Annotated in this window: 23 protein-coding genes and 1 pseudogene; 19 read left to right on the top strand and 5 right to left on the bottom strand. The window is 69.3% G+C overall.

From position 1 onward, the window contains the following. Nucleotides 1–70 precede the first annotated feature (70 nt). Nucleotides 71–886, top strand: coding sequence for an MFS transporter (locus RF650_RS08320; RefSeq protein WP_368814631.1), 816 nt, complete (start codon nt 71–73; stop codon nt 884–886). Nucleotides 887–922: 36 nt separating this feature from the next. Then, nucleotides 923–1,075: a hypothetical protein gene (locus RF650_RS08315; protein WP_165489830.1), complete on the top strand. Its 153-nt coding sequence runs from the start codon at nt 923–925 to the stop codon at nt 1,073–1,075. Nucleotides 1,076–1,431: 356 nt separating this feature from the next. Here the strand turns inward: RF650_RS08315 and RF650_RS08310 are convergent, their stop codons facing one another. Continuing rightward, nucleotides 1,432–1,869, bottom strand: a complete 438-nt coding sequence (locus RF650_RS08310; RefSeq protein ID WP_064846888.1) for a PaaI family thioesterase — start codon at nt 1,867–1,869, stop codon at nt 1,432–1,434. Between the two features lie 180 nt (nt 1,870–2,049). Between RF650_RS08310 and mgtE the strand changes: the two genes are divergently transcribed. The 6 genes and pseudogenes from mgtE to RF650_RS08280 all read left to right on the top strand — a co-directional run bounded on the left by mgtE (nt 2,050) and on the right by RF650_RS08280 (nt 7,984). Beyond that, the gene (gene mgtE / locus RF650_RS08305; RefSeq protein ID WP_368814630.1) at nt 2,050–3,411 is read left to right on the top strand and encodes a magnesium transporter; all 1,362 of its coding nucleotides are present in this window, start codon (nt 2,050–2,052) and stop codon (nt 3,409–3,411) included. A gap of 151 nt (nt 3,412–3,562) precedes the next feature. After that, nucleotides 3,563–3,748, top strand: coding sequence for a hypothetical protein (locus RF650_RS08300; protein ID WP_368814629.1), 186 nt, complete (start codon nt 3,563–3,565; stop codon nt 3,746–3,748). Further along, a complete protein-coding gene (locus RF650_RS08295) occupies nt 3,738–4,064 on the top strand; it encodes a hypothetical protein (protein ID WP_368814628.1) in 327 nt (108 codons plus the stop codon). The genes RF650_RS08300 and RF650_RS08295 overlap by 11 nt, the downstream gene beginning before the upstream one ends. 67 nt (nt 4,065–4,131) lie before the next feature. After that, a pseudogene (locus tag RF650_RS08290) lies at nt 4,132–4,996 on the top strand (aldehyde dehydrogenase family protein); the annotation flags it as partial. Nucleotides 4,997–5,138: 142 nt separating this feature from the next. Then, complete coding sequence (locus RF650_RS08285; RefSeq protein WP_131333769.1) at nt 5,139–6,224, top strand: alkene reductase; 1,086 nt, start codon at nt 5,139–5,141, stop codon at nt 6,222–6,224. A gap of 518 nt (nt 6,225–6,742) precedes the next feature. Then, nucleotides 6,743–7,984, top strand: coding sequence for an MFS transporter (locus RF650_RS08280; protein ID WP_193519247.1), 1,242 nt, complete (start codon nt 6,743–6,745; stop codon nt 7,982–7,984). A 159-nt stretch (nt 7,985–8,143) separates the two neighbouring features. Here RF650_RS08280 and RF650_RS08275 read toward each other — a convergent pair whose 3' ends face one another. Further along, nucleotides 8,144–9,595 carry an MFS transporter gene (locus tag RF650_RS08275; protein WP_312918644.1) on the bottom strand — a complete coding sequence of 484 codons (1,452 nt, stop codon included), beginning with the start codon at nt 9,593–9,595 and terminating at the stop codon, nt 8,144–8,146. A 147-nt stretch (nt 9,596–9,742) separates the two neighbouring features. Here RF650_RS08275 and RF650_RS08270 point away from each other — a divergent pair, with 147 nt between their 5' ends. From RF650_RS08270 to RF650_RS08245, 6 genes are all read left to right on the top strand, one after another. Continuing rightward, complete coding sequence (locus tag RF650_RS08270; protein ID WP_242670520.1) at nt 9,743–10,657, top strand: IclR family transcriptional regulator; 915 nt, start codon at nt 9,743–9,745, stop codon at nt 10,655–10,657. 74 nt (nt 10,658–10,731) lie between these two features. After that, nucleotides 10,732–11,673, top strand: coding sequence for a shikimate dehydrogenase (locus RF650_RS08265; protein WP_131333766.1), 942 nt, complete (start codon nt 10,732–10,734; stop codon nt 11,671–11,673). Next, nucleotides 11,670–13,526: a bifunctional sugar phosphate isomerase/epimerase/4-hydroxyphenylpyruvate dioxygenase family protein gene (locus RF650_RS08260; RefSeq protein ID WP_368814627.1), complete on the top strand. Its 1,857-nt coding sequence runs from the start codon at nt 11,670–11,672 to the stop codon at nt 13,524–13,526. The genes RF650_RS08265 and RF650_RS08260 overlap by 4 nt, the downstream gene beginning before the upstream one ends. 45 nt (nt 13,527–13,571) lie before the next feature. Then, nucleotides 13,572–14,963, top strand: coding sequence for a D-serine ammonia-lyase (locus RF650_RS08255; RefSeq protein ID WP_368814626.1), 1,392 nt, complete (start codon nt 13,572–13,574; stop codon nt 14,961–14,963). Nucleotides 14,964–15,047: 84 nt separating this feature from the next. Continuing rightward, nucleotides 15,048–15,749, top strand: a complete 702-nt coding sequence (locus RF650_RS08250) for a TetR/AcrR family transcriptional regulator (protein WP_242670519.1) — start codon at nt 15,048–15,050, stop codon at nt 15,747–15,749. Nucleotides 15,750–15,927: 178 nt separating this feature from the next. Beyond that, complete coding sequence (locus RF650_RS08245; protein ID WP_368814625.1) at nt 15,928–19,695, top strand: MMPL family transporter; 3,768 nt, start codon at nt 15,928–15,930, stop codon at nt 19,693–19,695. Nucleotides 19,696–19,844: 149 nt separating this feature from the next. Here RF650_RS08245 and RF650_RS08240 read toward each other — a convergent pair whose 3' ends face one another. Beyond that, nucleotides 19,845–20,339, bottom strand: a complete 495-nt coding sequence (locus RF650_RS08240; protein ID WP_167319000.1) for an Hsp20/alpha crystallin family protein — start codon at nt 20,337–20,339, stop codon at nt 19,845–19,847. Nucleotides 20,340–20,598: 259 nt separating this feature from the next. Between RF650_RS08240 and RF650_RS08235 the strand changes: the two genes are divergently transcribed. Next, the gene (locus RF650_RS08235; protein ID WP_098054689.1) at nt 20,599–21,018 is read left to right on the top strand and encodes a ChaB family protein; all 420 of its coding nucleotides are present in this window, start codon (nt 20,599–20,601) and stop codon (nt 21,016–21,018) included. Nucleotides 21,019–21,081: 63 nt separating this feature from the next. Here RF650_RS08235 and RF650_RS08230 read toward each other — a convergent pair whose 3' ends face one another. Then, nucleotides 21,082–21,561, bottom strand: coding sequence for a GNAT family N-acetyltransferase (locus tag RF650_RS08230; protein WP_064847130.1), 480 nt, complete (start codon nt 21,559–21,561; stop codon nt 21,082–21,084). A 61-nt stretch (nt 21,562–21,622) separates the two neighbouring features. On the opposite strand from RF650_RS08230, the gene RF650_RS08225 reads away from it, so the two are divergent. From RF650_RS08225 to RF650_RS08215, 3 genes are all read left to right on the top strand, one after another. Continuing rightward, nucleotides 21,623–22,585 carry a 1-phosphofructokinase family hexose kinase gene (locus RF650_RS08225; protein ID WP_098054638.1) on the top strand — a complete coding sequence of 321 codons (963 nt, stop codon included), beginning with the start codon at nt 21,623–21,625 and terminating at the stop codon, nt 22,583–22,585. 219 nt (nt 22,586–22,804) lie between these two features. Further along, nucleotides 22,805–23,689, top strand: coding sequence for a 5'/3'-nucleotidase SurE (gene surE / locus RF650_RS08220; RefSeq protein WP_368814624.1), 885 nt, complete (start codon nt 22,805–22,807; stop codon nt 23,687–23,689). A 1,143-nt stretch (nt 23,690–24,832) separates the two neighbouring features. Beyond that, complete coding sequence (locus RF650_RS08215; RefSeq protein ID WP_311254160.1) at nt 24,833–25,060, top strand: hypothetical protein; 228 nt, start codon at nt 24,833–24,835, stop codon at nt 25,058–25,060. On the opposite strand, the gene RF650_RS08210 is transcribed toward RF650_RS08215, so the two are convergent. Beyond that, the gene (locus RF650_RS08210) at nt 25,057–25,578 is read right to left on the bottom strand and encodes an NUDIX domain-containing protein (protein WP_131333757.1); all 522 of its coding nucleotides are present in this window, start codon (nt 25,576–25,578) and stop codon (nt 25,057–25,059) included. The genes RF650_RS08215 and RF650_RS08210 overlap by 4 nt on opposite strands. A 23-nt stretch (nt 25,579–25,601) precedes the next feature. On the opposite strand from RF650_RS08210, the gene RF650_RS08205 reads away from it, so the two are divergent. Further along, on the top strand, nt 25,602–26,615 hold the full coding sequence (locus tag RF650_RS08205) for a nitronate monooxygenase family protein (protein WP_131333756.1): 1,014 nt from the start codon (nt 25,602–25,604) through the stop codon (nt 26,613–26,615). Nucleotides 26,616–26,694: the final 79 nt, after the last annotated feature.

Raw genomic sequence — 26,694 nt, 5'->3', positions numbered from 1 at the left:
CCACTGTTCCGGGTGCTCGTATGAGCGGGTCCCGGGGCAACGGCACCACTTCCTTGATCCAGAGGTTGTCATGTCCAGCACGACCGAAGGTCCCACGGGGCATCCCGCGGCCCGAGAACACGACCCCCGCAAGGCCTGCAAAGCGCTGATCGGCGCCTATGTGGGCACGTCCCCCGAGTGGTACGACTTCTTCCTGTTCGGCGCCACCGCGTCCATCGTCTTCGCGCCCTTGTTCTTCGGTGGCGAGGACCCCGCGCTGGCCGTCCTGCGGTTCCTGCAGGGCATGGCGGTCGGCGACGAATGGGGCGGCGCCACCCTGCTGGCCGTGGAGAACGCCCCTGAGCACAAGCGCGGTTTCTCCAGCGCGGTGGTGCAGCTGGGTTCGCCCACCGGCACCATCCTGTCCTCCATGATCGTGGCCGCCGTGGTGGCCCTCGCGGACAAGACCTCCCCGTCCATCGTGGAGGCCGTCGGCTACGCGATCGCCGCGCTCGAGGCTTTCCCCATTTTCTGGCTCGTGGATACCCGGGGCACCGCCCTGATCGCCGTGGCCATGATCCTGGGACTCGGCTTCGCCTCCATCCCGTACGCCCCCGTGTGCACCGTCCTGACCCAGTTGTTCCCGGTCAAGGTCCGCTATTCGGCCATCGCGCGCGCCCGCACCCCGGAGGGTGCACCCGTCGTGGATGCGGGTGGGCGTTACCTCATGCCGGGGTTCATCGAGTCCCACGGGCATCCCGGGATATATGTCTGCCTGGCCATGAAGGCGGACTGCAGGCCGTCCGTGACACCGCGAGCGAGCGACGTCGTCAAAGCGATCCGCGAGGCCGCACAGGAAGCCGAGGCGGGGGAGTGGGTGCGTGGGTGGGCTACGACGAGCACCTGATGGACGGGCCCGGCCGACCTGCTGGCCGGGAAGCGGGTGGCCCTGGCCGACTTCTCCGCGTGGGGGATCACCACCGTCCACGGCATGAGCAGCGGCCCCCTGGAAGTGGGCGCCTACCAGCGGCTGCACACCGCAGAAGAGCTGACCACGCGCTTCCGGCCGTGGCCGCCATGGTTGGGCGTGCCCTGAGCAGTGGGCTGCGGGGGGTGATCCACGGGATCGGGGACCGCGCCGTGAGGCAAGTCTTGGACCTCATCGCGGCGTCCTCGACCGCGTTCGTGTAGGAGCTCGGAAATTCGCACATCAATAATTTGGGCCAGGAGCGCGTGAACCGCGACGGTCGCATCGTGCACAGGGGGCGGGTGTAGCGCCGTTCCGGTCTGTCATGCGGTGACGGCGCGGCGTTCCAGTGCCGACGCCGCATCCGCGCGTCATTCGCGAGCCCGCACCAAAGTCTGAGGCACGCCGAGGCTACCTCACGGGGTCGAACGTGGCCTCGGCGTGCCCGAGAACTTCCAGCGGTGGGCGTTACAGTGTTCGGCCCGTCACTTCACCGTACCTTTGGGCTGCGGCGGGGTGGTGCCCTGCCCCGTGAAGTAGGCGATCACGCGCCCGTCGGCCTCCAGGACGACGTCGCAGATCTGATTCCTGCCGAAGCTCACCCGGCGCGTGGCGATCGCGGTGATCACCTGGCCGCTGTGCGCGGGAGCCGTGAACGTGATCTCGGCGTTGCGCGTGAGGATGGGGGAGCCGGCGGTCGCGCAGCAGTACGCGAGCGTGGTGTCCGCCAGGGTGAACAGGTATCCGCCGTGGCAGACACCGTGGCCGTTGGCCATGAAGTCGGACACGGTCATGGACATGGTCACTCGGCCCTGTTCGATCTCACCGAGGTCCATGCCCAGGTGCAGGGGAGCGGGATCGTTGCGCAGGATCTCGTGCAGGAGTTCACGGATGGCGGTCATGTCGGTGGGGTCTGCGTACACGGTCACCCTTCGGTGCGGGGCCTGGCCGGGCCTGGAGGACCACTCCCGGGTGCGGGGTGGGGCGATACGAGAACACTCTAGAGTGCGGCCACCACTGGGCGGGCGCGTCCGATTTCTGACAGGCTGGCAACGGCTCCCGCGTCCCGTCGGTGCCGTCCAATGACCAGGAAGGGGTGGCACGTGAGCCGTGTCCACGAAGTCAAGGTCCAACGGCCCTTCCGCGCCGTCGAATCGGCCATCGGGAGCCAGGACCTGCCGGAGGTGGCACGCTTGCTCGCGGAGTTCACGGTGGGGGAGGTCGTGGACCTGTTGGAGCGGCTGGGAGTGCGCCAGCGCGCCGTCGCCTACCGGATGCTGGCCAAGGACCGCGCGGTGACCGTGTTCGAACGTCTCGACGCGCCGCTGCAGCGCGAACTCGTCACGGGTCTGCGGGACGAGGAGGTCGCGGGCGTCGTCGAGTCCCTGGACACCGACGATCGCGTGAGTCTGCTGGACGAACTGCCTGCGGCCCTGGCCACCCGGCTGTTGAAGGGATTGCCGCCCTCCGAGCGCGAGCTCACCGCGGCGGTGCTCGGCTACCCGGAGAACTCGATCGGGCGGCGGATGAACCCCTCGTACGTCACGACCCACCCCGACCTGACGTGCGCCGAGAGTCTGGAACGGGTGCGCGGGGAACTGGAACGCACCCGCAATGTGTACACGGTCATGGTCACGGATCCGCAGCGGCGGCTCCTGGGCGTGACCAGCCTGCAGCGACTCATGGCAGCCCCTCCGGACACCCTCGTCTCACAGGTCATGGAGCAGGCGGACCGGGTGTCCGCGACGGAACCCCGGGAGCGGGCGGCGCGCCAGTGCGCGGCCCTGCGGGTGCTTAGCCTGCCCGTCGTGGACGACGAGGACCGCCTGGTGGGCGTGCTCACCGTGGACGACGCCCTGAACATTCTCGAGGACGCCGAGTCCGAGGACCAGGCGCGGCTCAGCGGTTCCGAGCCGTTGCGCAGGCCGTACCTGTCCACCCCCGTGTTCCGGCTCGTGCGCTCGCGCGTGGTGTGGTTGTTGGTGCTCGCGGTCAGCGCCGTGCTCACCGTACGGGTGTTGGAGACGTTCGAGTCCACCCTGGAACAGCTCGTGGTGCTGTCCGTGTTCATCCCGCTGCTCACGGGCACCGGCGGCAACACGGGTAACCAGGCGGCGACATCCCTGACCCGCGCGCTCGCCCTGGGGGACGTGCACACCCGGGACGTCGTCAAGGTCATGCTGCGCGAGATGCGCGTGGGACTGTGTTTGGGGCTGTTGTTGGGCGGACTGGGATTCGTGATCGTGGGGTTGATCTACGGGTGGGACATCGGCGCGGTGATCGGGCTGACACTGCTGGCCCTGTGCACGTTAGCCGCCACCGTGGGGGGATGTATGCCATTGATCGCACGCGCCATCGGGGCGGACCCGGCCGTGTTCTCCAACCCGTTCATCTCCACGTTCGTGGATGCCGCTGGGCTCGTGGTCTACTTCCTGATCGCCCGGGCGATGCTGGGGCTGGCCTAGAGCGGGAGCACCCCCAGGTCGGAGCCATTCACCCCGGGCCCGAGGAACCCATGGATCTCAGTCGCGGATACGCAGATCTCTCCTGCTGCGGCGAGACGCGCGTGAACTGGCGGGTCATGATCGTGTCCGGTGCCATCATCGTGCCTTCTCCGTGTGGACCATCTTGGCCCCCGTGCGGGCGGACAAGGCCATGCTCGGCCTGGTGCAGTGGCTCGCCATCAATCTGGGCTGGGTGTACGTGGTCACGGTAGCTTCCGTGATCCTGTTCATCGTGTACGTCGCCTACCGCTGGAACATGCCCCTGAAGTATCCGCTCCGCGCTGGACATGCTGGTTAGTGTGCTCTCCGCCGAGGTCGTGGAGCCCGCGGAGGAGAACGCCAGCGACCTGCTGGTGCAGCAGGCCATGGCGTACATCGCCGGCCACCTCGATGATCCCGAGCTGTCCCCGGGGTCCGTGGCCCGGGCCCTCTACGTCTCCGTCCGCCAGGTGCACACCCGTTTCGCGGCACAGGACTTCACGGTGGCCTCGCACATCCGTGCCGTGCGCCTGGCTGTCGAGGCGCGGGTGTGCGCGCAGGCAGCGTGCGGCGTCGTCGTCCCCGGCATGCAACGCCAACCGCACTGCACGCCTGCACAAGCCACCGGGGGGTGATCTGGGACACAATGGGGGCAGCTGCGCGCGTACCGGCGCCAAACCGACCCAGCCACGAGAAGCCACCGTGAGCACCTACCAAGACCTGTTCGCCGCCGTCACCGACCCGTCAGGGCGCGAGATCCTGGACCCGGCTACCGGTGAGGTGGTGGGTTCCGTCCACGAGTGCGCGGTCGCCGAGCTCGACGACGCCGTGGCCGCCGCCCGCGCGGCCCAACCCGAATGGGCGGGGCTGGGGCACGCGAAGCGCTCGGAGTACCTGCACCGCGCCGCGGACGCCGTGGAGGCGAACGCGGAGGTGCTCGCCGAGGTGCTCGTGGACGACGAGTCCGGGCGGGCCGAACTGCATTACGTCCCGCTGGGCGTCGTGGGGGGGGGCGATCGGGCCGTGGAACTGGCCCATGATGATCACGGTGGGGCAGGTCGCGGCGTCGCTGCGCATGGGCAACACCGTGGTGGTCAAGCCCTCCGAGTACACCCCGCTGTCCGTGCTGGGCCTGATCCACGTGCTCAACCAGGTGCTCCCGGCGGACGTCCTGCACGTGGTGCCCGGCGGCGGCGAGGTGGGCAAGGCGCTGTCCGAACACGACGGTGTGGAGAAGATCATGTTCACCGGCTCCACCAAGACCGGCCAGGCGATCATGCGCTCGGCCGCGGACGGGCTCGCACGACTGACCCTCGAGCTCGGGGGCAACGAAGCCGGTGTGGTGCTGCCGGACGTGGACCCGCAGGCCATTGCCGGGGACCTGTTCTGGGGTGCGTTCATCAACACGGGCCAGACGTGTGCCGCGCTCACGCGCCTCTACGTCCACGAGGACGTCTACGACTCCGTGTGCGAGGCGCTCGTCGGCGTGGCGCAGCAGATGCCCATGGGCAATGGACGTGAGGAACAGAACGTCCTGGGTCCGCTGCAGAACAAGCTGCAGTACGACAACCCGTTGGTGGGCCAGGGGCAGAAGGGCTGCGGCAACTCCTCCGGCGACCCTTCTGAAAGCCTTCCTCGGGAATGGTGTGCGGGGGAAGGATGTTGTGCGTACTGACTAAGTACCAACAGCTTTCGACGAAGGAAAACATATGCCCACCCTGTTCGACCCGATCACCGTAGGAAAGTTCGAGCTCGCCAATCGTGTGGCCATGGCGCCGCTGACCCGGATGCGTTCCGACGCGGACGGTGTACCCAAGGACATGAACGTCGAGTACTACTCGCAGCGGGCGTCCGCGGGCCTCGTGGTCACGGAGGGCACGTTCCCGGCCGTGACGAGCCGCGGGTTCTGGGGTCAGGCCGGCATCGAGACCGCCGAGCAGGCCCAGGGCTGGTCCCGGGTGGCGGACGCCGTACACGAGAAGGGCGGCGTGATCTTCCTGCAGATCATGAACGCCGGGCGGGTCTCCCACCCCGAACTCACCGGCGGCCCCCTGCCCGAGGCCCCCAGTGCGATCGGTGTGGACCAGACGGTGCACGTGCCCAGCGGCAAGCAGCCCATGCCCACGCCCCGTGCCCTGGAGACCGACGAGCTGCCCCGCATCAAGCAGGAGTTCGTCGCCGCCGCCCGCCGCGCGGTGGACGCCGGGATCGACGGCGTGGAGATCCACGGCGCCAACGGCTACATCCTCCACGAGTTCCTCGCCCCGTCCTCCAACCACCGCACCGACGAGTACGGTGGTTCCCCGCAGAACCGGGCACGGTTCGTGATCGAGGTGGTGCGCGCCGTCGCCGAGGAGATCGGCGGGCAGCGCGTGGGGCTGCGGATCTCGCCCGAGCACAACGTCCAGGGCGCGATCGAGGACGACCACGACGACGTCGTGGCCACCTATGACGCGTTGCTCACCGGTCTGCGCGGACTCGACCTCGCGTACCTGTCGGTGCTGCACAAGGACGTGGACGGGGAGTTCGTGCGGGACTTGCGCCGTGACTTCGAGGGTGTGTTCTACCTCAACAGCGGCTTCAGCGTGGTCACCGAACTTGAGGAGGCGGAGCACATCATGAGCGCCGATCTCGCGGACGGCGTGGTGGTGGGCCGTGAGCTCATCGCCAACCCGGACCTGGTGGAGCGCTGGCGTGACGGGCTGGAGCTGAACACCCCGGATCCCACGACCTTTTACGTGGGCGGACCCAAGGGGTACGTGGACTACCCGTTCGCGAAGGTGGCGGCCCGGTAGGCACGGGTTCCTTCAGGAGGGTGGCAGCCGTCTGGACGGACGGCTGCCACCCTCCTGCGTTTCTTGGGTCGTGACTGGCGCCTCAGCCCGGGATCCTCGGACGAGCGGCTGACCCCCTGCTTTAGCTGAGCAAATGTCGATTCGCGGGGGGTGATGCTGCTTTTGCTCCACTTCGCATTCCTCGACTACGTCAACCGCACAAAATAGCTGGCCCTTGATCGGCCCCAACAACCGCTCGGGCTCGACGAATTGCCCTGTCATCAGCCTCGGCGCCACGTCGCGGCGGTGACCGAAGTGGTCGGCGTCAGGCCCGTCCGTTCGAGGATGGGCCGGGAATACTCCGTGCAGTCGACGTGGACGAAGCGCTTGCCTCGGACCTGGGCCGACTTGGCGCGCTGGGCCACGAGGGTGCAGTAGAGACCGCGGCCCGATGGCCCCCGGGTAGCATCGAGGTGTCGTCAGGGGATTATCCGCGCGTGTGGTCGGGTGCGCGGCGTCGGTCGTACCCAGGAGAATCCGTGAGCACTCGCCCACCCGCCGTCCCTGAACCCGCCCGGGACTCACTGTCCCTCGCGGCTGCGGGCGGATGGCCCTTCCTCATCACCGCGCTGGTTGGCAGGCTCCCCGCCGCCACGGTGCAATTGGGTCTGTTGCTGTACGTGAGCGGGGCCGGTCTGGGCCTGGGGCTCGCGGGGATCACCGTGGCCGCCGCGGGACTCGGTTCCGCCGTGGGCGCGCCCGTGATCGGGCGGTTGGTGGATCGCTTCGGACCCCTGCCCGTGGTGCTCGCGGCCACCGTGGTGCAACTGCTCGGGATGGGATCGTTGCTCGCCGTGGTCCTTCACGACGCGCCCCGGTCACTGATCCTGGTGTGCGCCGCGGTGGTCGGCGCCGCGAACCCCCAGGTGGGAGCCATCGCGAGGGCCCGCTGGTCCGCCCTGGCCAGGCGCCGGGACACCCCCGGCCTGGTGGGCAAGGCCTTGGGGTACGAGACCGCGTGCGACGAGATCAGCTTCATCCTGGGGCCCGTGATCGCCGGGATCCTGGTGGGTGTACTCGGCCCGAATCCGGCGCTCTTGGTGCTCATGACGTGGGTCGTGGTGGGTCAGGGGTGTTTCATCGCCTACCTGGTGAGCCGCCGCGGCATGAGGGTGGACGCGCAGACGCCCACCCCCACCGACGGCACCGCCCCACGGATCCGCCTGAAGGCTGTCCTCCCGCCCATGCTCGCGTGCCTGTGCGTGGGCACGGTCTTCGGCTCCACGCAGACCGCACTCACCGCGATCAACGCGGCCCGAGGGACCGATGCCTACACGGGCATCATCTACGGCTTCATGGGGCTGGGCAGCGCCGTGGCGAGCGTGCTGGTGTCCCGGCTCCCGGAGCGCGTGCCGCTCGCATGGCGCGTGGCCGGCGGAGCACTTCTCGTGGTGCTGGTGTCCGTCCTACTGCTGCCGGTCCCCGGCTCGGTGGGTCTGGCGCTGCTGTTCACGGTGATCGGCCTGGGCGTCGGCTCCATCCTGGTCAGCGCCTACACGCGCGGTGAGCGCGTGGCCCCGTCCCACCGGATCGCGAGCGTCATGACCATGCTCACGACCTGCCTGGTCCTGGGGGTCTCCTTCGGCTCGGCACTGGGCGGGGTCCTGTCGGTCGTGCCGCGGCACGGGTTCCTGCTCACCCTCGGGGCCGGGGTGGCCGCCCTGCTGGTCTCGGTCGCCATCCACGCGACCCGCCCGCCCGGACGCCGCCGGGACGTCTGAGGACGGGGCCGCGCGGCGTCGTCGTCCCCGTGCTCGGACGACGACGCTGCGCAGCCTCCGCGACCCACCGCACCTGACGGCGGGCAGACGGAAGGCGCGACCGGGGAGCTCCCGACCGCGCCTTCCACGGAATGGCAGTGCGATGACCAGAGCTCGGAATCAGCGGCCCGCGGCGTTGCGCTTGCCCAGTGCCACGACCTCGAGTGCCTCCGTGCGGCTGGTGTGCAGGTCGTCGATGTTGCGCAGCGAACGAGACTTGGTCTCCTTGGCCGTGAGTGCGGCGATCACCGAGATCAGACCGGCGGCGCAGACCACGAGTGCCACGTTGAGCCAGGCGTCGCCCTCGGCGCCGGCCACGGCGGTGGCCAGGAAGGGGGTCACGCCGCCGGAGATCGCGAAGCCGATCTGCGTGCCCAGCGCGAGCCCGGAGACGCGCACCCGGGTGGGGAACATCTCGGCGTAGAAGGACGGCCAGATGCCGTTGGCCATGGAGTAGAACACGCCGGAGAGCACCGCACCCAGGAGGAAGATCAGGACCCAGTTACCGGAAGACACCGCGCCCAGATAGGGGAACATGAGCAGCGAGGAACCGATCACACCCATTACGAAGATGGGCTTGCGGCCCACCCGGTCCGCGAGCAGCGCCCACACGGGGATGGTGAACAGGGCCACGAAGTTGGCGAGCACGGACACCCACAGCATGGTGGAGCGTTCCAGGCCCACGACCGAGGTCGCGAAGGACAGGGACCACACCAGGAACACTACGTTGACGGTGTTGATCAGCGCGGCGGCGGCGATCCGGATCACGGCGGCCTTGTGGTACTTGAGCATCAGGGCCAGCGGGGTCGCGGGCTTCTCGCCGGGGGTCTCGGCCTGGGCGTCCTCGAAGGCGGGCGGCTCCTCCAGGTGACGGCGGATCAGGTAGGCGACCAGGACCACCACGGCGGAGATCCAGAACGGGACGCGCCAGCCCCAGCTGAACAGCTGCTCCTCACTCAGCAACAGAGTGAACGGAATGAACACGGCGGTGGCCAGCAGGGTGCCGAACTGCGTCCCCTGCAGGGTCCACGAGGTGGTGAACGCACGGTGGCGGTCGTCGGCGTGCTCCAGGGACACCGAGATGGCACTGGCCTGCTCACCAGAGGCGGACAGGCCCTGGATCACGCGGCACAGCACGAGCAGGGCGGGTGCCAACAGGCCCACCTGGTCGTACGTGGGCAGGCACCCGACCAGGAACGTGGCGCCGCCCATCATGAACAGGGTCAGCATCAGGACGAACTTGCGTCCCATCCGGTCACCGAGCGGGCCCATGATGAGCGCCCCCAGCGGCCGCACCACGTAGGCCACGCCCACGGTGCCCATGGCCAACAGGATGGCCACACCCGGGGACGCGTCCTTGGGGAAGAACAAGTGGTTGAGCACGAGCGCCGCCGCGGTGCCGTACACCGCGAAGTCGTAGTACTCGAGCGCGGAGCCGATCCAGCTGGCCAGCGCCGCCTTCTTGGGGGTCTTGACGTTCTCGGGGCGTGAGTCGGTCAGTTGTCCCGACGACGCCGACGCCGCCGGGGCCGGCGGGTGGATCGGCTGATCCGGTCCTGGGGTCGTGCTCATGAGCGGGTCCTTCCGTGGGGCGTCATCGCGTTGGCAATTGCCAAATAATGAAAATCACTTCCGAATACTTGAAACCAAGAATGGTGTGGGTCACACTGTTCGTCAAGTGGTCGAGAAGAATGTCCGTCAGCGAATCAGGAGTTGAGCGTGAGCCCCAGCGCATCGCAGTCGCGCGTCGCGGCGTCGGCGGTCAAGGAACCGGCCCAGGAACCGGAGCAGGAATCCGGCTGGGAACCGGAGCGAGAAGGCGACCGAAAACCGGGTCGGGAGTCCGGGGAGGGCGGGGCCGGTAGCCGGTCCCGGGCCGCTGACCGTTCGGGAACCGTGCGCAAGGGGCTCGCGCTGCTCGAGATGCTGGCCGAGTACCCCCACGGGGCGACCGCCGGGCAACTCGTGGCGGACTCCGGCTACGCGTTCAGCACGTGTTACCGCTTGCTGAGCACCCTCGTGGACGCCGGGTACGCGGAGTACGAGCCCGCGACCAAGCAGTACCGGTTGGGTCTGCTGCTCTTCGCGATGGGACAGAAGGCGGCCACGGCCAGGGGTTACGCCGGCACCGCACTGCCCGTCATGCGGGAGGTCGTGGAGGCGACCGGTGAGAGCTGTCTGCTGGCCGTGCTGGACGGGGACCGTTTCCTCACCGTGCACACCGTGGACGGCCCGCACCACCGCATCACCACGGACCCGGGGGACCGGGGGGAGCTGCACACCTCCGCGCTCGGCCGGGTGCTGCTGGCTTTCACCGCACCGGGCGTCCGCGATGACCTCGTGGCGTCCCTCGACCTCAGCGCGCGCACGGAGCGCTCGCTCACCGACCGCGAGCGCTTGCGCGCGATCCTCACGCAGGTCCGGGAGCAGGGGTGGGCCCTGCAGGACCAGGAGCACGACGACGGTATGGCCGCCCTGGCCGTGCCCGTCATGTCCCCAGGTGCTCCCCTCCAGGCGGCGCTCGCGCTCGCCGCGCCCGTACACCGGTGCGATCCCACTGAGCTCATCCAGAACGTCCCCCTGTTGCGGGAGGCCGCGGACCGACTCGCGGTGGTGCTTCCGCAGCGCAGCTGATGTTCGGATCCGGGCTCCCCGGGCCCTGAATTCGCACCTCTTGACCACGGCACACACTCCCCGGAAGGAGTCCCATGTCCACTCGCAACGAGTCCTACCTGGTGGGTTTGATCGGCGACGGCATCACCCAGAGCCTCACCCCGCCTATGCACGAGGCCGAAGCGGACCGGCACGGTCTGCGCTACCTCTACCGCCCCGTGGACCTGGGGGTGATCGGACGCCCCGGCACGAGTGTGGGGGACCTCTTGCGGGCCGGGCGTGATCTGGGGTTCAACGCCTTCAACATCACGCACCCGTGCAAGCAGCTCGTACTCGAGCACCTGGACGAGATCGATCCGCGCGCCGAGGCCATCCAGGCCGTGAACACGGTGCTCATCCGGGAAGGAAAGTTCATCGGGTACAACACGGACTGCTCGGGGTTCACCACCGGATTCGGGCACGGTCTGCCCGGCGTGACCGTGGGGTCCGTGGTGCAATTCGGTTCCGGCGGGGCGGGGTCCGCGGTGGCCGAGGCCCTGCTGTCCCTGGGTGCGCAGCGGCTGTGTCTCGTGGACGTGGACGTGGCCCGCGCCGCCGAGCGAGCGAGCGAACTCGCCGCCCGCTACCCGGACGCGGTGGTGGAAGCCGTCACGGCCGAACAGGCCACGGAGCACATCGCGGCGGCCGACGGCGTGGTCAACGCGACCCCGGTGGGGATGCACCATCACCCCGGGACGCCTTTCGACGTGGGTCTGTTGCGACCGGAGCACTGGGTCGCGGACGTGATCTACCTTCCGCTCGAGACGCCCCTGGTACGGGCGGCGCGGGCTCTCGGGTGCTCGGTGCTGGACGGTGGACACATGGCCGTGGGGCAAGCGGTAGATGCATTTGCATTGATCACGGGGGTCGCCCCGGACAGTGCCCGCATGCGCCGGCACTTCCTGGAGCTCACCGGCCAGGGCGACGACGCCGTTACCGTCCCCGCGTCCGCTCCCGAGGGTGAGCGTAGCCACGAGAAACAGGAGGGTGCCCTGTGAGGACCAGTATCGCCACGGTGTGCCTGTCCGGAACCCTCGAGGAGAAGATGCGGGCGGCGGCCTCCGCCGGGTTCGACGGGATCGAGGTCTTCGAGCCGGACCTGGTGGTCTCGCCGTCGTCGCCCGAACGACTCCGAGAGCTCGCAGCGGAGCTGGGGCTCTCCCTGGACATGTACCAGCCGTTCCGCGACGGCGTGGAGGTGGCCCCGGAGGCGTTCCCGGATTCCCTGCGCCGACTGCGCACCAAGTGCGAACTCATGAACCGGCTGGGCACCACGGTGCTGCTCGTGTGCTCGAACGTGGCTACCGGTGTTCTGGACGACGACCAGGCGATCGCCGAGCAGCTGCGGACCGCGGGCGACGTCGCCGACGAATACGGGATCGACCTGGCCTACGAGGCTCTCGCGTGGGGCGCGCACGTCAACGACTGGCGCCACGCACACCGGATCGTGGGACTCGCGGACCACCCCCGGGTTGGGACGTGCCTGGACAGCTTCCACATCTTCTCCCGCGGGGACACCGTGGCCGGGGTGGAAAAGTGCGACCCGGACAAGATCTTCTTCGTGCAGCTCGCGGACGCGCCCCTGCTCCAACAGGACGTGCTCTCGTGGTCGCGCCACCACCGGGTCTTCCCGGGTGAGGGGGACTTCGACCTGGTGGACCTGCTGGGCCGCCTGCACGAGTGCGGGTACGCCGGGCCCGTGTCCCTCGAGATCTTCAACGACTCGTTCCGGCAGGCGGACGTCTACCGCACGGCCGTGGACGGGTTGCGGTCCCTGCGCTGGCTCGAGGACCAGACCGCGGACGCCGTGCGCGACGCGGGCGGGGAACCCGAGCGCGAGCCTCTCGTGCTCACTGATCTGCCCGCTCCGCAGACCCCCGACGACTGGGACTTCGTGGAGCTGCGCACCCGGGAGCTCGGGCGCGTGACCCGGTTGCTGCATCAGCTGGGGTTCTCCCTGGCCGGGCACCACCGCTCCAAGGACTCGGTCCAGGCGTGGACGCAGGGGCCGGTGCGGATCGTGGTCTCGGAGGACCCGGGGGCCACCGTGCAGCCCACGCGGCTCGCGGCCCTCGGCTTCCAGGTCACGGATCCCGACCTCGCCGCGTACCGCGCGGAACGCCTGCTCGCCCGGGCCGTGGATCGCGCCCAGCAGCCGGACGAGACCGTGCTGCACGGCGTGCTCGCGCCGGACGGGACGGAGTTATTCTTCGGCCCGCACGGCAACCATGGGGTGCCCCCGTGGCTCGGGGAGTTCGGCGCGGACCAGGACGACGCGGCGTCGGGCGCCCTGATCACGGGCGTGGACCACGTGAACCTGGCCCAGCCGTGGCAGCACTACGACGAGGCGGTGCTGTTCCTGACGTCCCTGCTGAACCTGCATCCCACGTCCTCGCAAGAGGTCGCGGGGCCGTCCGGACTCGTGCGCTCGCAGGTCATGCGCTCGGAGGGCAACACCGTGCGGATCCCCCTCAACGTGGCGCCCATGGCCGCGGAGCAGGGCGCCTTCACGGGCGCGGCCTACCCGGAGCACGTGGCGCTCGCGTGCTCGGACGTCGTCGCGGTGGCACGCCGGGCACGACGCCGCGGGCTCGCCTTCCTGCCCGTGCCGCGCAACTACTACGAGGACCTCGTGGCCCGCTTCGATCTGGATCCCGAGTTCGTGGCCGAGCTCGAATCCCACGGGCTGCTCTACGACCGGGACGAGCACGGGGAGTTCCTGCACTTCTACACGGCCACGCTGGGCGAGGTGTTCGTGGAGGTCGTGGAACGCCGCGGCGGCTACGAGGGCTTCGGCGCCCCCAATGCTCCCGTCCGGTTGGCCGCGCAGTACCGGGAGTTCGGGGGCTGAGCCCGGTCGGTGGCCTGTGAGAGCATGCCGCGCCATGATGGGGCCATGGATACGCCGGAGATCGAACCCACCACGGAGCCGCCGATGCAGCATGGGTCAAGGGGTGCGTCGGATCCCGTGCTGTCCCGGCTGGCCCGGGAGGAACCCCTGACATGGTGGAATCCCGCGGTGGACAGCGCCCGGGGGCTGGCGGCTTCCGGGGTGGACCCGGCCTTGGTCGACGACGCCGCGGCGCGCCTCGAGCGGTTCCGGCCCTGGATCGCGGCGACCTTCCCCGAGACCGCGCCCGCGCGGGGGCTCATCGAGTCGCCATTGGACGAGGCCGGCGAGTGGCAGCGCGTTAGCGGTATCCGGACGGGGCGGGTCCTGCTCAAACGTGACGACATCCTCCCCGTGAGCGGTTCCATCAAGGCCCGTGGCGGGGTGCACGAGGTCCTGCAGTACGCCGAGACGCTCGCGGTGCGCCACGGCCTGCTGCCGGAACCACCGCGGCCCGGACCGGACTACACCGTGTTCGGGGCCGAGCCCTTCCGCCGGCTCATGCGGGAGCACCGCGTGGTCGTGGGTTCCACGGGAAACCTGGGGCTGTCCATCGGGATCATCGCCGCGGCGCTCGAGCTGCGGGCCACGGTGCACATGTCCGTACACGCGCAACAGTGGAAGAAGGATCTGCTGCGCTCGCGGGGAGTGGAGGTCGTGGAACACAGCACCGACTACACGGAAGCCGTCGCAGCGGGGCGTGTGGCCGCCGAGGCGGACGAGTCGGTGCACTTCGTGGACGACGAACACTCGCTGAGCCTGTTCGCGGGGTACGCCGTGGCGGGGGCGCGGGTGGCCCGGCAGTTACATGACCTGGGTGTCGCTGCGGACGCTGAGCATCCCCTGTACGTGTACCTCCCATGTGGCATCGGGGGAGCCCCGGGCGGCGTGGCCTACGGATTGAAACGGGAATTCGGGGATGCAGTGCACTGTGTGTTCGTGGAACCCACCCGGGCGCCGTGCATGCTCCTGGGTGTGTACACGGGTCGTCATGACGGGATCTCGGTGGCCGAGCTGGGATTGGACACCCGCACGGTGGCGGACGGGCTCGCGGTGGGGCGGGCCTCGGGATTCGTGGGTCGAGCCGTGGAAGGGTTGCTCGCCGGTTACGTCACGTGCACGGATGAGGCGATGTTGTCCCAGGTCAGGAGCCTGCATGGCGCGGAGGGCATGGTGGTGGAGCCCTCGGCCGCCGCGGCCCTGGACGCCCTGCGGCGCGTCGCCCACGAGGGAGCGGGGGAGAACCCGATGAAGATCCCCGACGGGGCCACCCATCTGGCCTGGCTCACCGGTGGTGGCATGCTCCCGGATCACGTGCGGGCGGGATACCTCGCAGGACGCTCCGACAACCGACGTTCCAGGGACCGACGCCCCCACCATCGATCCCTCGAGGACTGACGTACGCAGACTTGGCGGGGAGGTGATGAGAGCCTCCTCACCAGAAGATGCACACAGTGCAATTACTGCCGTACGATGGATCACGTGTTGACCACGTTGCTGTCCGGATGCGCCGACGACCGTTCGGGTGAGCCTCGATCGGGGGAGCCCAAGGACAAGCGCGAAGCCATTCGGCTGCGCAATCGGCGGGCCATCATCGCGGCCGCGGGTGAACTGGCCACCGAGCTGGGCACCGACCGCGTGACCGTCAACGAGTTGGCCGCGCGGGCGGGGGTCTCCCGCCGGACCATCTTCAACCACTTCCCCTCGGCCCAGGACGCGGTGTTCGAGTACCTCTCGGAACTCGTGGCAGGGCTGATCGACGGGGTGCTGCGGGATCTCCCGGAGCCGACGACCCCGAAGGGTACGACAGCGGCGTCGTCGGACGTTTCCCTGGGGGACGTCTACCGGCAGTTGATCGGATCGCTGCGCACCCACACCCTGATCGAGGAACTCCAACCGGTGTTCTCCGTGGACCTGCAGGACACCCCCGCGGCCTCGCTGTGGGGATTCAGGGTGACCCGCACCGCCGTGGACCGCTTGAACGAGGTGCTGCGCGAACGACTGCCGCAGCACTCGTCCTTCGAGACGCACTTGGTGGCCACCACGCTCATCAACTCGTTCGCTGAGTGCCTCGACGAATGGGTTGCGCGCACCGGGGGCGGGCTGGACGAGCGGGGTCGCCGGATCTGGGACGAACTGTTGGCCACCGCACTCGGCGTCCTGGGGCGGGGCTTCGATTCCTGATGCCGCGCACCGACCCGAAACCCTGACCAGCACCACCGACGAGCCCCCGACGCCGGGGGCCGAGACCGCAGACCGGCGCCGCGGCGTCGTCGACAACCGCACAGCACCCATGGACCGATCAGCCGCCGCTCCGCGCGACGCACCCACCAGAGAACTTCCGATTCAGTAGGAGAATCCCGTGGCACGACTTCTGTACAGGCTGGGCAAGAGCGCAGCCTCCCACGCGTGGGCGGTGATCTTGGTATGGCTCGCGGTGCTTGCGTTGGCCGTGGGCGGGGTCGCCATGTCGGGTGTGAACCTGAGCAACGCCATCACGATCCCGGGCACCGAGACCCAGAACCTCGCGGATCGGCTCAAGGACGAACTCCCGGAGGCGAACCAGGGTACCGGGCGCGTCGTGTTCTTCACGGAGGACGGCTCCGAGTTCACGCAGGCCCAGAAGGACGGCATCGCCGAGGCTCTGAAGGCCACCGAGGACGTGGACCAGGTGGCCTCCACGAGCAACCCGTTCCAGACGCAGCAACAGCTGGACGACGGTCGGCAGCAGTTGCGGGACGGCCGCCAGCAGCTCGAACAGGGCGAGCAAGCACTCGCACAGCTGCGCCAGAACCTGCCGCCGGGCGTGAGCGAACAGCGCATCCTGCAGCAACGCGGGATCGACCCGCAGCAGATCGCCCAGCAGAAGGCCCAGCTCGAAGAGGGTGAACGGGCCATGGAACGCATGGGTGACTACCGCGTGGTCTCCCGGGACGGCAACTCCGCGATCAGCGTGGTGAGCTTCTCGGTGGACCAGACCTCCGTGGAATCGGACACCAAGAGCGCAGTGATGGACGCCATCAAGGACCACCCCGTGGACGGCGTGGACGCCGAGTTCTCCCAGGAGCTCGCGCAGGACATCTCTTCCCTGGTGGGTCCGGCGGAGATCGTGGGCGTGATCATCGCGGCCTTGGTGCTGCTGATCATGTTGCGCGCCGTGGTCCCCGCGGCGCTGCCCGTGCTGACCGCGCTGTTGGGCGTGGCCATCGCCACGAGTGCCACCCTCGCGTTCTCCGGCGTGATCGACATGATGTCCGTGACGCCCATGCTCGGCGTCATGCTGGGCCTGGCCGTGGGCATCGACTACTCCCTGTTCGTGCTCAACCGGCACCGGCAGCAGTTGCGACGAGGTATGCCCGTGCGGGAATCCATCGGGATGGCCGTGGGCACCTCCGGAACCGCCGTGTTCTTCGCGGCGCTGACCGTGATCGTGGCCCTAGTGGCTCTGAACGTCACGGCGATCCCGTTCCTGGGACTCATGGGCACCGTGGCCGGTGTGGCCGTGGCGGTCGCCCTGCTGTTGACCCTCACACTCACCCCTGCTCTGCTCTCCCTCGCCGGGCGGCGTGTGCTGCCCAGGAAGGTGCGGGACGCCGCGCCCCGCGAGGAGAACATCGACGAGCACGACGTCCCCCTGCACCTGCGCCATCCCTGGATCACCACCCTGGCGTGCGCGGCCGTGCTCATCGTGCTCGCGCTGCCGGCCCAGACCATGCGCCTGGGCCTGCCGGACGCGTCCACCGAACCCCAGGACAGCACCCAGTACCAGGCCTACCAGCGCATCGCGGACGACTTCGGTGCGGGTGAGAACGGACCCCTCGCCGTGGTCGTGGACCTCCCCGGGGGTCTCAACGATGCCGAGGCCACCGACACGATGAACACGGTGGCGGACCGCTTGGCGCAGCAGGACGACGTGGCCAACGTGCTCCCCGGTGTGACCACGGACGACAACACCACCGGCGTGATCCAGGTGATCCCCTCCTCGGGACCCGCGGACGCCGAGACCGAGGAACTCGTCAACAACATCCGGGACCTCAACGGCGACCTCCAGGCCAATGAGGACGTCCACGTGGGCGTAGCCGGCACCACCGCGGCGAACATCGACGTCTCCCATTTGCTGGGCGAGAAACTGCCCCTCTACCTGGGCGTCGTGCTGATCATCTCGCTGTTGTTGCTGCTCATGGTCTTCCGCTCCATCCTGGTCCCGGTGATCGCCACGCTGGGCTTCCTGCTCTCCGTGCTCGCGGCCTTCGGTGCCGTGGTGGCCGTGTACCAGTGGGGTTGGGGTGGCGCCGTGTTCGGCGTGCACGATCCCGGGCCCATCCTCAGCTTCCTGCCCACGCTGATGATCGGCATCCTGTTCGGCCTGGCCATGGACTACCAGTTGTTCCTGGTCTCCGGGATGCGCGAGGCCTACGCCCACGGGCACCCCGCGCGCCAGGCCGTGGTTTACGGCTTCAAGGCGGGCCGCTCCGTGGTCACCGCCGCGGCGATCATCATGATCTCCGTGTTCGCGGGCTTCATCTTCGCGGACATGGCCATGACCCGGCCCATCGGCTTCGCACTCGCGATGGGCGTTCTCCTGGACGCGTTCGTGGTGCGCATGCTCCTGATCCCCTCGGTCATGCGTTTGCTGGGCGAGAAGGCCTGGTGGCTCCCGCGCTGGCTGGACAAGATCCTCCCGCACGTGGACGTCGAAGGTGAGTCCCTCGCCGCGCAGGGTGCCGGGCAGCCCGGCACGGTCTCCGCGGGCGACGCCGCCGGGTCCGCCCCCGTCACCGGTCGCCATCGCGCGGTGTCCGGGAAGCGCCGGGGAAAGTCCGGTCACGGGCAGCACGCCGCGACCGCCGCCGTGGCCACCGCGGGTGCGGCCGGTGCGGCCGGTGTTTCCGGTCGGACGGCGTCGCACGGTCACCGTGCCGGGGTCGGCGAGCGGACCCACGGTCATGTCGGGAACCACCGCACCGCGGCCGATCACCGTGCCACCTACCACCGGGGATCCGAGCGTCGCTCGGCCGCGCAGCACCATGCCACCGGGGCCCCTCTCGGTGCCGTGGCTGATGACGCCCAGCGCCGCGGTGAGCTCGCGGGCGCTGCCGAGAATGGGGGCTCCCGCGAAGACACCGCAACGCCCGGGACCGCGGGGACCCAGCGGCGTCGCGGTCGGCACGCGGCGGCTTCCACGAGCACGTGCATCGCCGAGGATCGGGCCGCCAAGCCGGCCGCGGACGTGATCGTGCGCGCCGCGGACCCGGTGCTGCGCGCCACGAACCAGGCGTTGCGGGTGCTCCCGGATGTGCTGGATTCCGAGGAGAAGCTGCTCGAGTCCCTGGCCGTGCGCGGCGAGGAAGCGGCACCGCACAAGGCGATGCACAAGCGCGCGAGCTTCGAGAAGGTCATGGTGGCCGGGTACCCGGTCATCGTCGCGCGGCCCAAGGCAGCCATCACCCGGGCGGACGCCCCGGTGGTCGTGCACTGGCACGGCGGCGCGTACGTGAACCCCATGACCACGGTGCACTGGCGCTGGATCGACGCCCTGATGCAGCGCACCGGGGTCACCGTGGTGGTGCCGGGCTACGGGCTCGCCCCCGATCACACGGTGGACGAGGCGCTCGAACTCGCCGACGGCGTGTGGGACCTGGCCCGTTCGTTCGGCCCACGGGTCTTCCTATCGGGTGACTCCGCCGGCGGTGGTCTGGCGTTGGCCCAGGCCATGCGACTGCGGGACGCGGACGATCTCGGCGTGGCGGGTCTGATCCTCATGGCCCCGTGGGTGGACACCACGGTGACGAACCCCCAGATCGAGGCGTACCGGGACGCGGACCACATGCTCGGTACCGACGGCGCTCGGGCCGCCGCTCGTTGGTGGGCCGGCACACGGGACGTCACCGACCCCATGGTGAGCCCCGCCTTCGGCGACGTGCGCGGACTGCCCCGCACGTTCGTGCTGCAGGGTGACCGGGACATGCTCTACCCGGACACCATGGAGTTCGTGGCCGAGCTGGTGCGAGCAAACGTCGACACCACCGCGGTGGTCTGCGAGGGCGGACCGCACGTGTACGCGCTCATGGTCTGGTCCTCCCGCGCGTCCGAGGACCTCGACCACGTGGTGCGGTGGATGAACCGCTGACCCCGCGGTGAACATGAGTGTGCCCCGCAGGGTGACCTGCGGGGCACAGCCATGTCATGGGGCGGTGAGCCCCCGATTGAGCAGGCTTGTTCCGACCGGGTGGATTCGCCGGTCAGCGCCGGTGAAGGGCCGGTCCTGATCGGCCCTGTTCAGTCCTGCGACCCCTCGGAGTCCTTCTGCACGTTCTGCGAGCGGTCCTCGTCCGAGCCCTTGTCGTGCTCCAGGACCACGTTGTCGTGGTGTTCCTGGCCGGTGGCCACCTGGATCTTGCGCGGCTGGGACTTGGGGGACACGGGGATGGTCACGGTCAGCACGCCGTTGTCGTACGCGGCGGTGATGTTCTCCGTGTCGATGCCCTGGCCCAGGTTGAGCTGGCGGACGAACGAGTGGCTGCGGCGCTCGCGCACGATCCACTTGGTGTCCTTCTCCGCGGAGGGCAGACGACGCTGCGCACGGATGGTCAGCAGCTGACCGTCCACGTCCACGTCCACGCTCGTGGGATCGATGCCCGGCAGGTCCGCGGCGAGGTAATAGTTGGCGCCCTGACGGTAGAGGTCCATGGGCATCTGCTCCAGGCCGTTGCGGCCGGAGAGGACCTGGTTGGCGAAGTTCTGGACCTCGGAGAACGGGTCGAATGTAGCCATGACGATTACTCCTTCACTCTGCGGCACCCACGTGCTGTGCCCCGCGAACCGGTCGATTACCCGCGTGGAGCCATCACGTTTCTTGAGTCTCTGTGACTCAACAACGTCTAATGTAGCAGGCTGTCGGCGGAAGTGCTAGTCATTGACGCACGAAAGCTGAGTGGCACTGACTCAAGCAGCGGGCGGGCCTGTCGCAGCGGCGTCGGCGGCGCGTAGGATCGAGCCACCAGTGACACCCGAACGCTCTGAGGAGGCCCCCGTGCCCAAGGCGAAGAAGAACGGCCACGCGCGTCAGGACGAGATCCCGTCCACGCTGCAACGCTCGGACGAGAAGGCACAGGACACGTTCGCGCAGACCTACGACTCGGCGCAGGAGGAATACCACGACGACGCCCGGGCGGCGCGCACCGCGTGGTCGGCCGTCAAGCACACCCACGAGAAGGTCGGGGACCACTGGGAGCCCAAGGAGCACAACGGGCCCTCGGACGACAGCGCCGAGAAGGGCGGCCTGAACTCGGAGGACACCGCCGGCGGGGTGGACGCTAACGCCAGCAAGGAGCACCTGTACGAACTCGCCCAGGAACTGGACATCACGGGACGCTCGGACATGACCAAGGACGAATTGGTCGAGGCGATCGACAAGGCCAATCAGAAGAAGACGCGCGAGGCCCGCGACTGAGGTTCACAGCTCGGCGGGTTCATACCCTGCGGGTTTATGACTGCTGGCCTGCGATCGGTGGGGCTACAACTGGCGGGCCAGGAAGACCGAGGCCGTGGTGGCGTCGTGGAAGGAATCCACGGGCTCGTAGCCGCGCTTGCGGAACATCGCGATCCCCTCGGTCATCTCCTCGTTGAGGGAGACCACGGCCGTGGTGGCGCCGAAAGCGCGCACCTTGTTCTCGAGTGCCCGCACCAGGGTGCGCGCGTGGCCCTGTCCGCGGTGTTCCGGGGTGACCCAGATCCGGCGCAGTTCCACGCGGTCGTCGTCGAGTTTGCGCACCGCGCCGCACGCGATGACCGAGCCCGTGACCAAATCCGTCATGAGGAAGAAATCCCCGTGCGGCGGAGTGACGTCCTCCGGGCCGGTGACCTCGGTGAGTTCGGGATCGAAACCGCCGTCGATCCGGTTGTTCAACTCGCTGAAGTACGCGCTCAGGGCGCGCAGCGTGTGCTCACTGGCGGCCTGACCTTCCACGATACGAACCGGTGCGGTGACGTTCATCCCACCATGGTGACACCTTGGTGTGCTGTTCACCAGCGCCCGTGTCATGTAGCTTTCGTTCGTGACCGAGACCCGCCCCGGCCCCAAGCCGCGTATCTCCATCCTGGTTCCCACTCCGCTGCTGATCACGGAAATCACGGAACCCGCTGCGCATCGCAACCGTAGTTCCCACGAGTCGGACGTGCACATGCACCCCGGCGGGCAGGGGCTGTGGGTGGCCCGGATGGCCGGGTCGCTGGGGGCGGACGTGTCCGTGAGCGGGCCGTTCGGCGGAGAACTGGGCTCGCTGATCCGCACCATGCTGGACGGGCTGGGCATGCAGGTCAATGCTGTGCGCTACGGGTACGGCAACGGCGGATACGTCTATGACCTGCGCGGTGAGGACCGGGAGACCGTGGCCCACATGCCGCCCCCGGAGCTCTCCCGCCATGAACTGGACGATCTCTACGGCACGGCGTTCGTGGACGCGCTCGCCTCGGACGTCCTCACGGTCACCGGGGCCGAACCCGGGGACGTGGTGCCGGCGTCGTTCTTCGGCCGCCTTATCCGGGACACGCGGGATGCCGGGACCACCGTGGTCGCGGACCTCAGCGGCAAGCCCGCACTGGCGGCCGTGGCGGCTAACGTGGACGTGCTCAAGATCAGCCACGAAGAGGTGCTCGATCTCGAGCTCGTCGCGGAGGACACCGCGGAGGCCCTGGTGAGCGCCGGGCACATGCTGCTCGAACGCGGTGCGGGCGCCGTGGTGATCTCACGCGCCAAGGACCCCGCGCTGCTCGTGGAGAAGGATTCCGTGCGGGAGGTCTCCGCGCCGTCCATCACACCGCTGGACCACCGAGGGGCGGGGGACTCGATGACCGCGGGGATCTCGGTGGGTCTGGCGCGCGGTCTCGATCTCGTGGAGGCCGTGGCCCTCGGTGCATCAGCGGGAGCGCTGAACGTGGCGCGCCGCGGCCTGGGGACCGGTAACCGCACGACCATCGAGAAGTTCGCCCGCGAGATCACGGTGCGCACGCTGTCCTGACGTTCCGGGTGCTTGACCTGTGGTTCTCCGATTCGGTGCCACGACCCGGCTCCGGCTCGACGCGCCGAGCAGTTCGGTCTGACGCCCAGTGCACCCTGACCGGACGTGATCGCGGGCAGTTCGGCCCGTGTGAAGCGTGACCGGGTTGGTCCTCCTGGGTGGCCTGGCCCGAGTACCGGGCTCTGGTCCGCGTGACGGGCGCGTGTCACCATGGTGCACATGCACATCCTGGTCACCAATGACGACGGCATCTCGTCCCCGGGGCTCGCGGTTCTGGTGCGCGCTGCGCTGGATCGGGGGCACACGGTGAAGGTGGCCGCACCCGCCGAGGAGTACTCGGGTGCCAGCGCCTCGCTGTCCGGCGAGGAGGTCGATGGCCGCATCGCTCTGGTGGAGGCCGCGCCGCCGAACATGCCCGACGGTGTGGAGTGCGTGGGTGTGAAGGCCGCCCCCGCTCTGATTGCCTTCCTGGCCTCCTACGGCGCGTTCGGCAAGCGCCCGGACATGGTGCTCTCCGGGGTGAACTTGGGGGCCAACACGGGCAGGGCCACGTTGCACTCGGGGACGGTGGGTGCGGTGCTGACGGCCGCGTCCCACGGGATCCCCGGCATCGCGGTGTCCATCACGTCCGGCGCGCCGCAGCACTGGGACACGGCCCTGCTGGTCACCCGATTCGCGCTGGAGCACTGGGAGGACCGGCCTTTCGACGAGTGGATCCTCAACCTCAACGTTCCCGACGTGGTCCCCGGGCGATTGCGCGGTCTCAAGCCCGCCCACCTGGCGAGCTTCGGGGCGGTGCAGGCGCAGATCGGCCGCGGGGACGAGAAGCACATCGCGGTCACCTACAGCGCGGAGACCGGCCCGGAGGAGCCAGACAGCGACCACTACCTCCTCACCCACGGCTGGGCCACGGCCACGCTGCTGCGCGCCCCCGTGGACGACCGCTCCCAGGACACCCACGCCGTCCCCCGCGAGGACCTGGGGATCACGGCCCCCACGCCCTTCTGGGACGTCACCCTTCCGGGCCTCACGGACGACGACGCCGCGGTCCCGGGCACGGGGGACGTCACCGTGGACGCGGCCACCGTCATGCGCCGTACCTGAGCTCACGCCGCCACGGGAAGATGCACCCGCATGGACCGGGCGGATAGAGTTCGCGCCATCACAGGTGCCGCCGGGCAGGAGCCCACGGGACGGCGCACCGGCACGAACCATCTTTGGAGGCCTGACCACGGCGCGGACACCTGCGGCGCAACCGCAACCGGGTGACGTCGAGAACGACCCCGCCCCGAGCCGCAGGGACTGGATTGCGCTCGGCGCGCTCGCCGCGGGGCTCGTGGTCTTCGCCGGGGCAGCCTGCTTGCGGCACTGTCCGGCACGGCGGGGACACTGATCGCAGCTCGTGCCGTCCAGGCGCTGGATGCGGCGTTCATCATGCCGTCCACCCTGTCCACGGTGAACGCCCTGTTCCCTGGGACGTCCCGTGGGTTCGTGTCCGCCGGTCCGCCCTGCTGGACCTGGACCTCTTCCAGCTGCGCACGTTCTCGTGGGGCCACCTGGCCGCCGCCATGGCGGTCGGCGCGTTCATCTCCGATGCCTCCGCCCGCCACCTGGCCGCCCGGTTCGGCGCGCCGGGGATAGTGCTGATCGGGCTCGGTCTCGAGGTGGTTGGCGTGGTGGTGCTGGCCCTGCTCATGGGGCCGAGCACCTCCGCATGGCTCGTCGCGCTGCCGCTCGTCGGCTACGGCGTGGCCCTCCGCACTGACCGTCGCGGGATTCTCCCACGCCACCCAGTGGGCCCTCGTGATAGCCACCGGGTTCATCCTGCTGGGCTTGCACGGGACCCTCCAGGTCCGCAAGGCGGCCCGCCCGGAGGAGCCGCAGGTGCCCGCCGCGGCGCAGTAGCGCGTAGTTGCGGTCTGATGCGCCGGGCGGGGGACGACGACGCCGTTCCCCGCCTGCCGTGCGGAGCGCCACTGCCCCGTTGTATTCGGGACAGTGCCCCTGCCCTCGGAAACTCTGGCCGAACGGCCATTGTCCCGGCGGAGACGGGTCTGAGACGGTGATTGCTCGGGAGATTTCCTGTGGAACGATCGGAACAGGTGAGCGGCAGTGGCATCTACAACGGGATGGCGGAGCGGTCTCCGCGAAAGGCGCCCCGGCGGGGCCTCCGGCGAGTCCCGGCCCCGGCGGCAGGAGATTCTGAGAGCAGATCCTTACTACCCGCACACGGGGTGGCGGGCGGCCGTGGCATGGCTGGTGTACTTCTTTTTCTTCTTGGGGTTTACCGCGTTCATCATTCTCATGGTTCCGGACCACGAGTTCGGGTGGTACTACGTGACCTACACCGCCGCGTTCGCTACGTTCAGCGTGATCATCCAGTTCTTGAGCCGCAGGGCTCGCTTACGAATGCTGGAGAACACGGGGCAGATACCGCCTGCTGAGAAGACCGCGGTCGACGACTCCCGGGGTTAGATTCCCATCCCCCGCACTGCCGGAATCGCATGCCACCGGGAGAGGGGCGCGAGGTCCTCGACGTCCTCCACGCCGTCGAGCGGCTGCCAGCGCAGCTCCTCGATCTCGGCTGCGGGTGTCGGCGTGCCCTCCAGCGGGACGGTGCTGAGGAAGACGTGACTGTGCAGGGCGTGGCCCGGCTCGTTCGCGGCGTCCGTGTGCCACTCGCCCACCGTCATCAGGTCCGCGGGGTACAGGTCGAGCCCCAGCTCTTCGCGCACCTCGCGGACGCCCGCCTCCACGGGTGACTCCCCGGCCTCGGGCTTGCCCCCGGGGAACATGAACATGGACGTCCCGCGCTTGCGCACCGTCAGCACGTGGCCGTCTCGGGCCCGGCGCAGCACCACGCCGGTGACCTTGATGACGGGGCGGGCGTCGTCGTCGGCGGGGGAAGCCGAGGCGGTTGGAACAATCGGAGCAGCCGGGGGACTCGAAGAGGACGCGATGGCACCCGGGCGAGCATCATGGGAAGCGGACATGCCCGCCAGTCTAAGGAGACGCCGTGACCAACCCCCTGAGCGAACTGCCCGTGCCCTTGCTCCAGGCGCCCATGGCGGGCGGGCCGTCCACCGCGGCGCTCGCGGTCGCTGTGGCCCGGGCCGGCGGGCTGGGGATGCTCGCCGCCGGGTACAAGACTGTGGAGGCCATGGCACAGGAGATCCGGGAGGTCGCCGTGAAGACGGACCGCTACGGTGTGAACCTCTTCGTCCCTGAGCAGGGCCCGTCCGACCCTGGGGAGCTCGAGGCCTACGCCCGCGCACTGGCCCCGGTGGCTGCTGAGCTGGGCGTGGCCGCGCCGCAGCCCGGCGAGTTCTCCGACGACCACTACGCCGCCAAACTCGACCACCTCGCCACCCACCCCGTACCGTTCGTCTCCTTCACGTTCGGGCTGCCGTCCCCGGACGACGTCGCCCGGTTGCGGTCCGCGGGCACGGTCGTGGTGCTCAACGCGACCGACGAGGCCGAGGTCCGCGCGGCGCTGGTCCTGGACCCGGACGCGATCGTGGTGCAGGGGACCGAGGCCGGGGGCCACCGGGCCACCCACGGCCAAGCGAAAACCCCCCTGGAGATCTCCACCGCGGACCTCGTGAGTGCGGTGCGGGAGACGACGGCGCTGCCGCTGATCGCCGCGGGCGGTGTGGCAGACCGGGAGACCGCGGAGGACCTGATGGAGCGCGGCGCGGACGCCGTGCAGGTGGGCACGCTGTTCCTGACCACCGAGGAGGCGGGCACCAAACCGGCGCACCGCGAGGCACTGCTGAGCGGGAGGTTTGGGGAGACGGTGGTGACCCGGGTGTTCTCCGGGCGGGCGGCTCGGGCGCTGCGCAACGCGTTCACCGACCGGCTGGAGGCCGAGCAGATCAGCGGCTACCCGCAGGTCCACCACATGACGGCCCCGCTGCGGGCGGCCTCCGCGCAGGACCCCGCGGGGCTGAACCTGTGGGCCGGAACGGGCTTCGCGGCGTGCCGGGAGACCACCGCGACGGACGTAGTGGAGCAGTTCAGGGGGTTGTGACCGCCGTTCAGAGGGGGTCATCGCACCGGTGGCCGACCGCCGGTTGCCGAGCCGAGCACGCACCGAGGAGATCTACCGC

It is taken from the genome of Kocuria sp. CPCC 205297 (assembly GCF_040981035.1).
Taxonomy (GTDB): domain Bacteria; phylum Actinomycetota; class Actinomycetes; order Actinomycetales; family Micrococcaceae; genus Kocuria; species Kocuria marina.
The sequence above is the reverse complement of the archived record's forward strand: the minus strand, read 5'-3'. Positions and strand labels throughout refer to the sequence as shown.

Coding starts and splice junctions, on each gene's coding strand:
- RF650_RS08285 (WP_131333769.1), top strand. CDS start 5,139: ATGCCCACCCTGTTCGACCCGATCACCGTAGGAAAGTTCGAGCTCGCC.
- RF650_RS08275 (WP_312918644.1), bottom strand. CDS start 9,595: ATGAGCACGACCCCAGGACCGGATCAGCCGATCCACCCGCCGGCCCCG.
- RF650_RS08320 (WP_368814631.1), top strand. CDS start 71: ATGTCCAGCACGACCGAAGGTCCCACGGGGCATCCCGCGGCCCGAGAA.
- RF650_RS08265 (WP_131333766.1), top strand. CDS start 10,732: ATGTCCACTCGCAACGAGTCCTACCTGGTGGGTTTGATCGGCGACGGC.
- RF650_RS08295 (WP_368814628.1), top strand. CDS start 3,738: ATGCTGGTTAGTGTGCTCTCCGCCGAGGTCGTGGAGCCCGCGGAGGAG.
- RF650_RS08240 (WP_167319000.1), bottom strand. CDS start 20,339: ATGGCTACATTCGACCCGTTCTCCGAGGTCCAGAACTTCGCCAACCAG.
- RF650_RS08230 (WP_064847130.1), bottom strand. CDS start 21,561: ATGAACGTCACCGCACCGGTTCGTATCGTGGAAGGTCAGGCCGCCAGT.
- RF650_RS08255 (WP_368814626.1), top strand. CDS start 13,572: ATGGATACGCCGGAGATCGAACCCACCACGGAGCCGCCGATGCAGCAT.
- surE (WP_368814624.1), top strand. CDS start 22,805: ATGCACATCCTGGTCACCAATGACGACGGCATCTCGTCCCCGGGGCTC.
- RF650_RS08210 (WP_131333757.1), bottom strand. CDS start 25,578: ATGTCCGCTTCCCATGATGCTCGCCCGGGTGCCATCGCGTCCTCTTCG.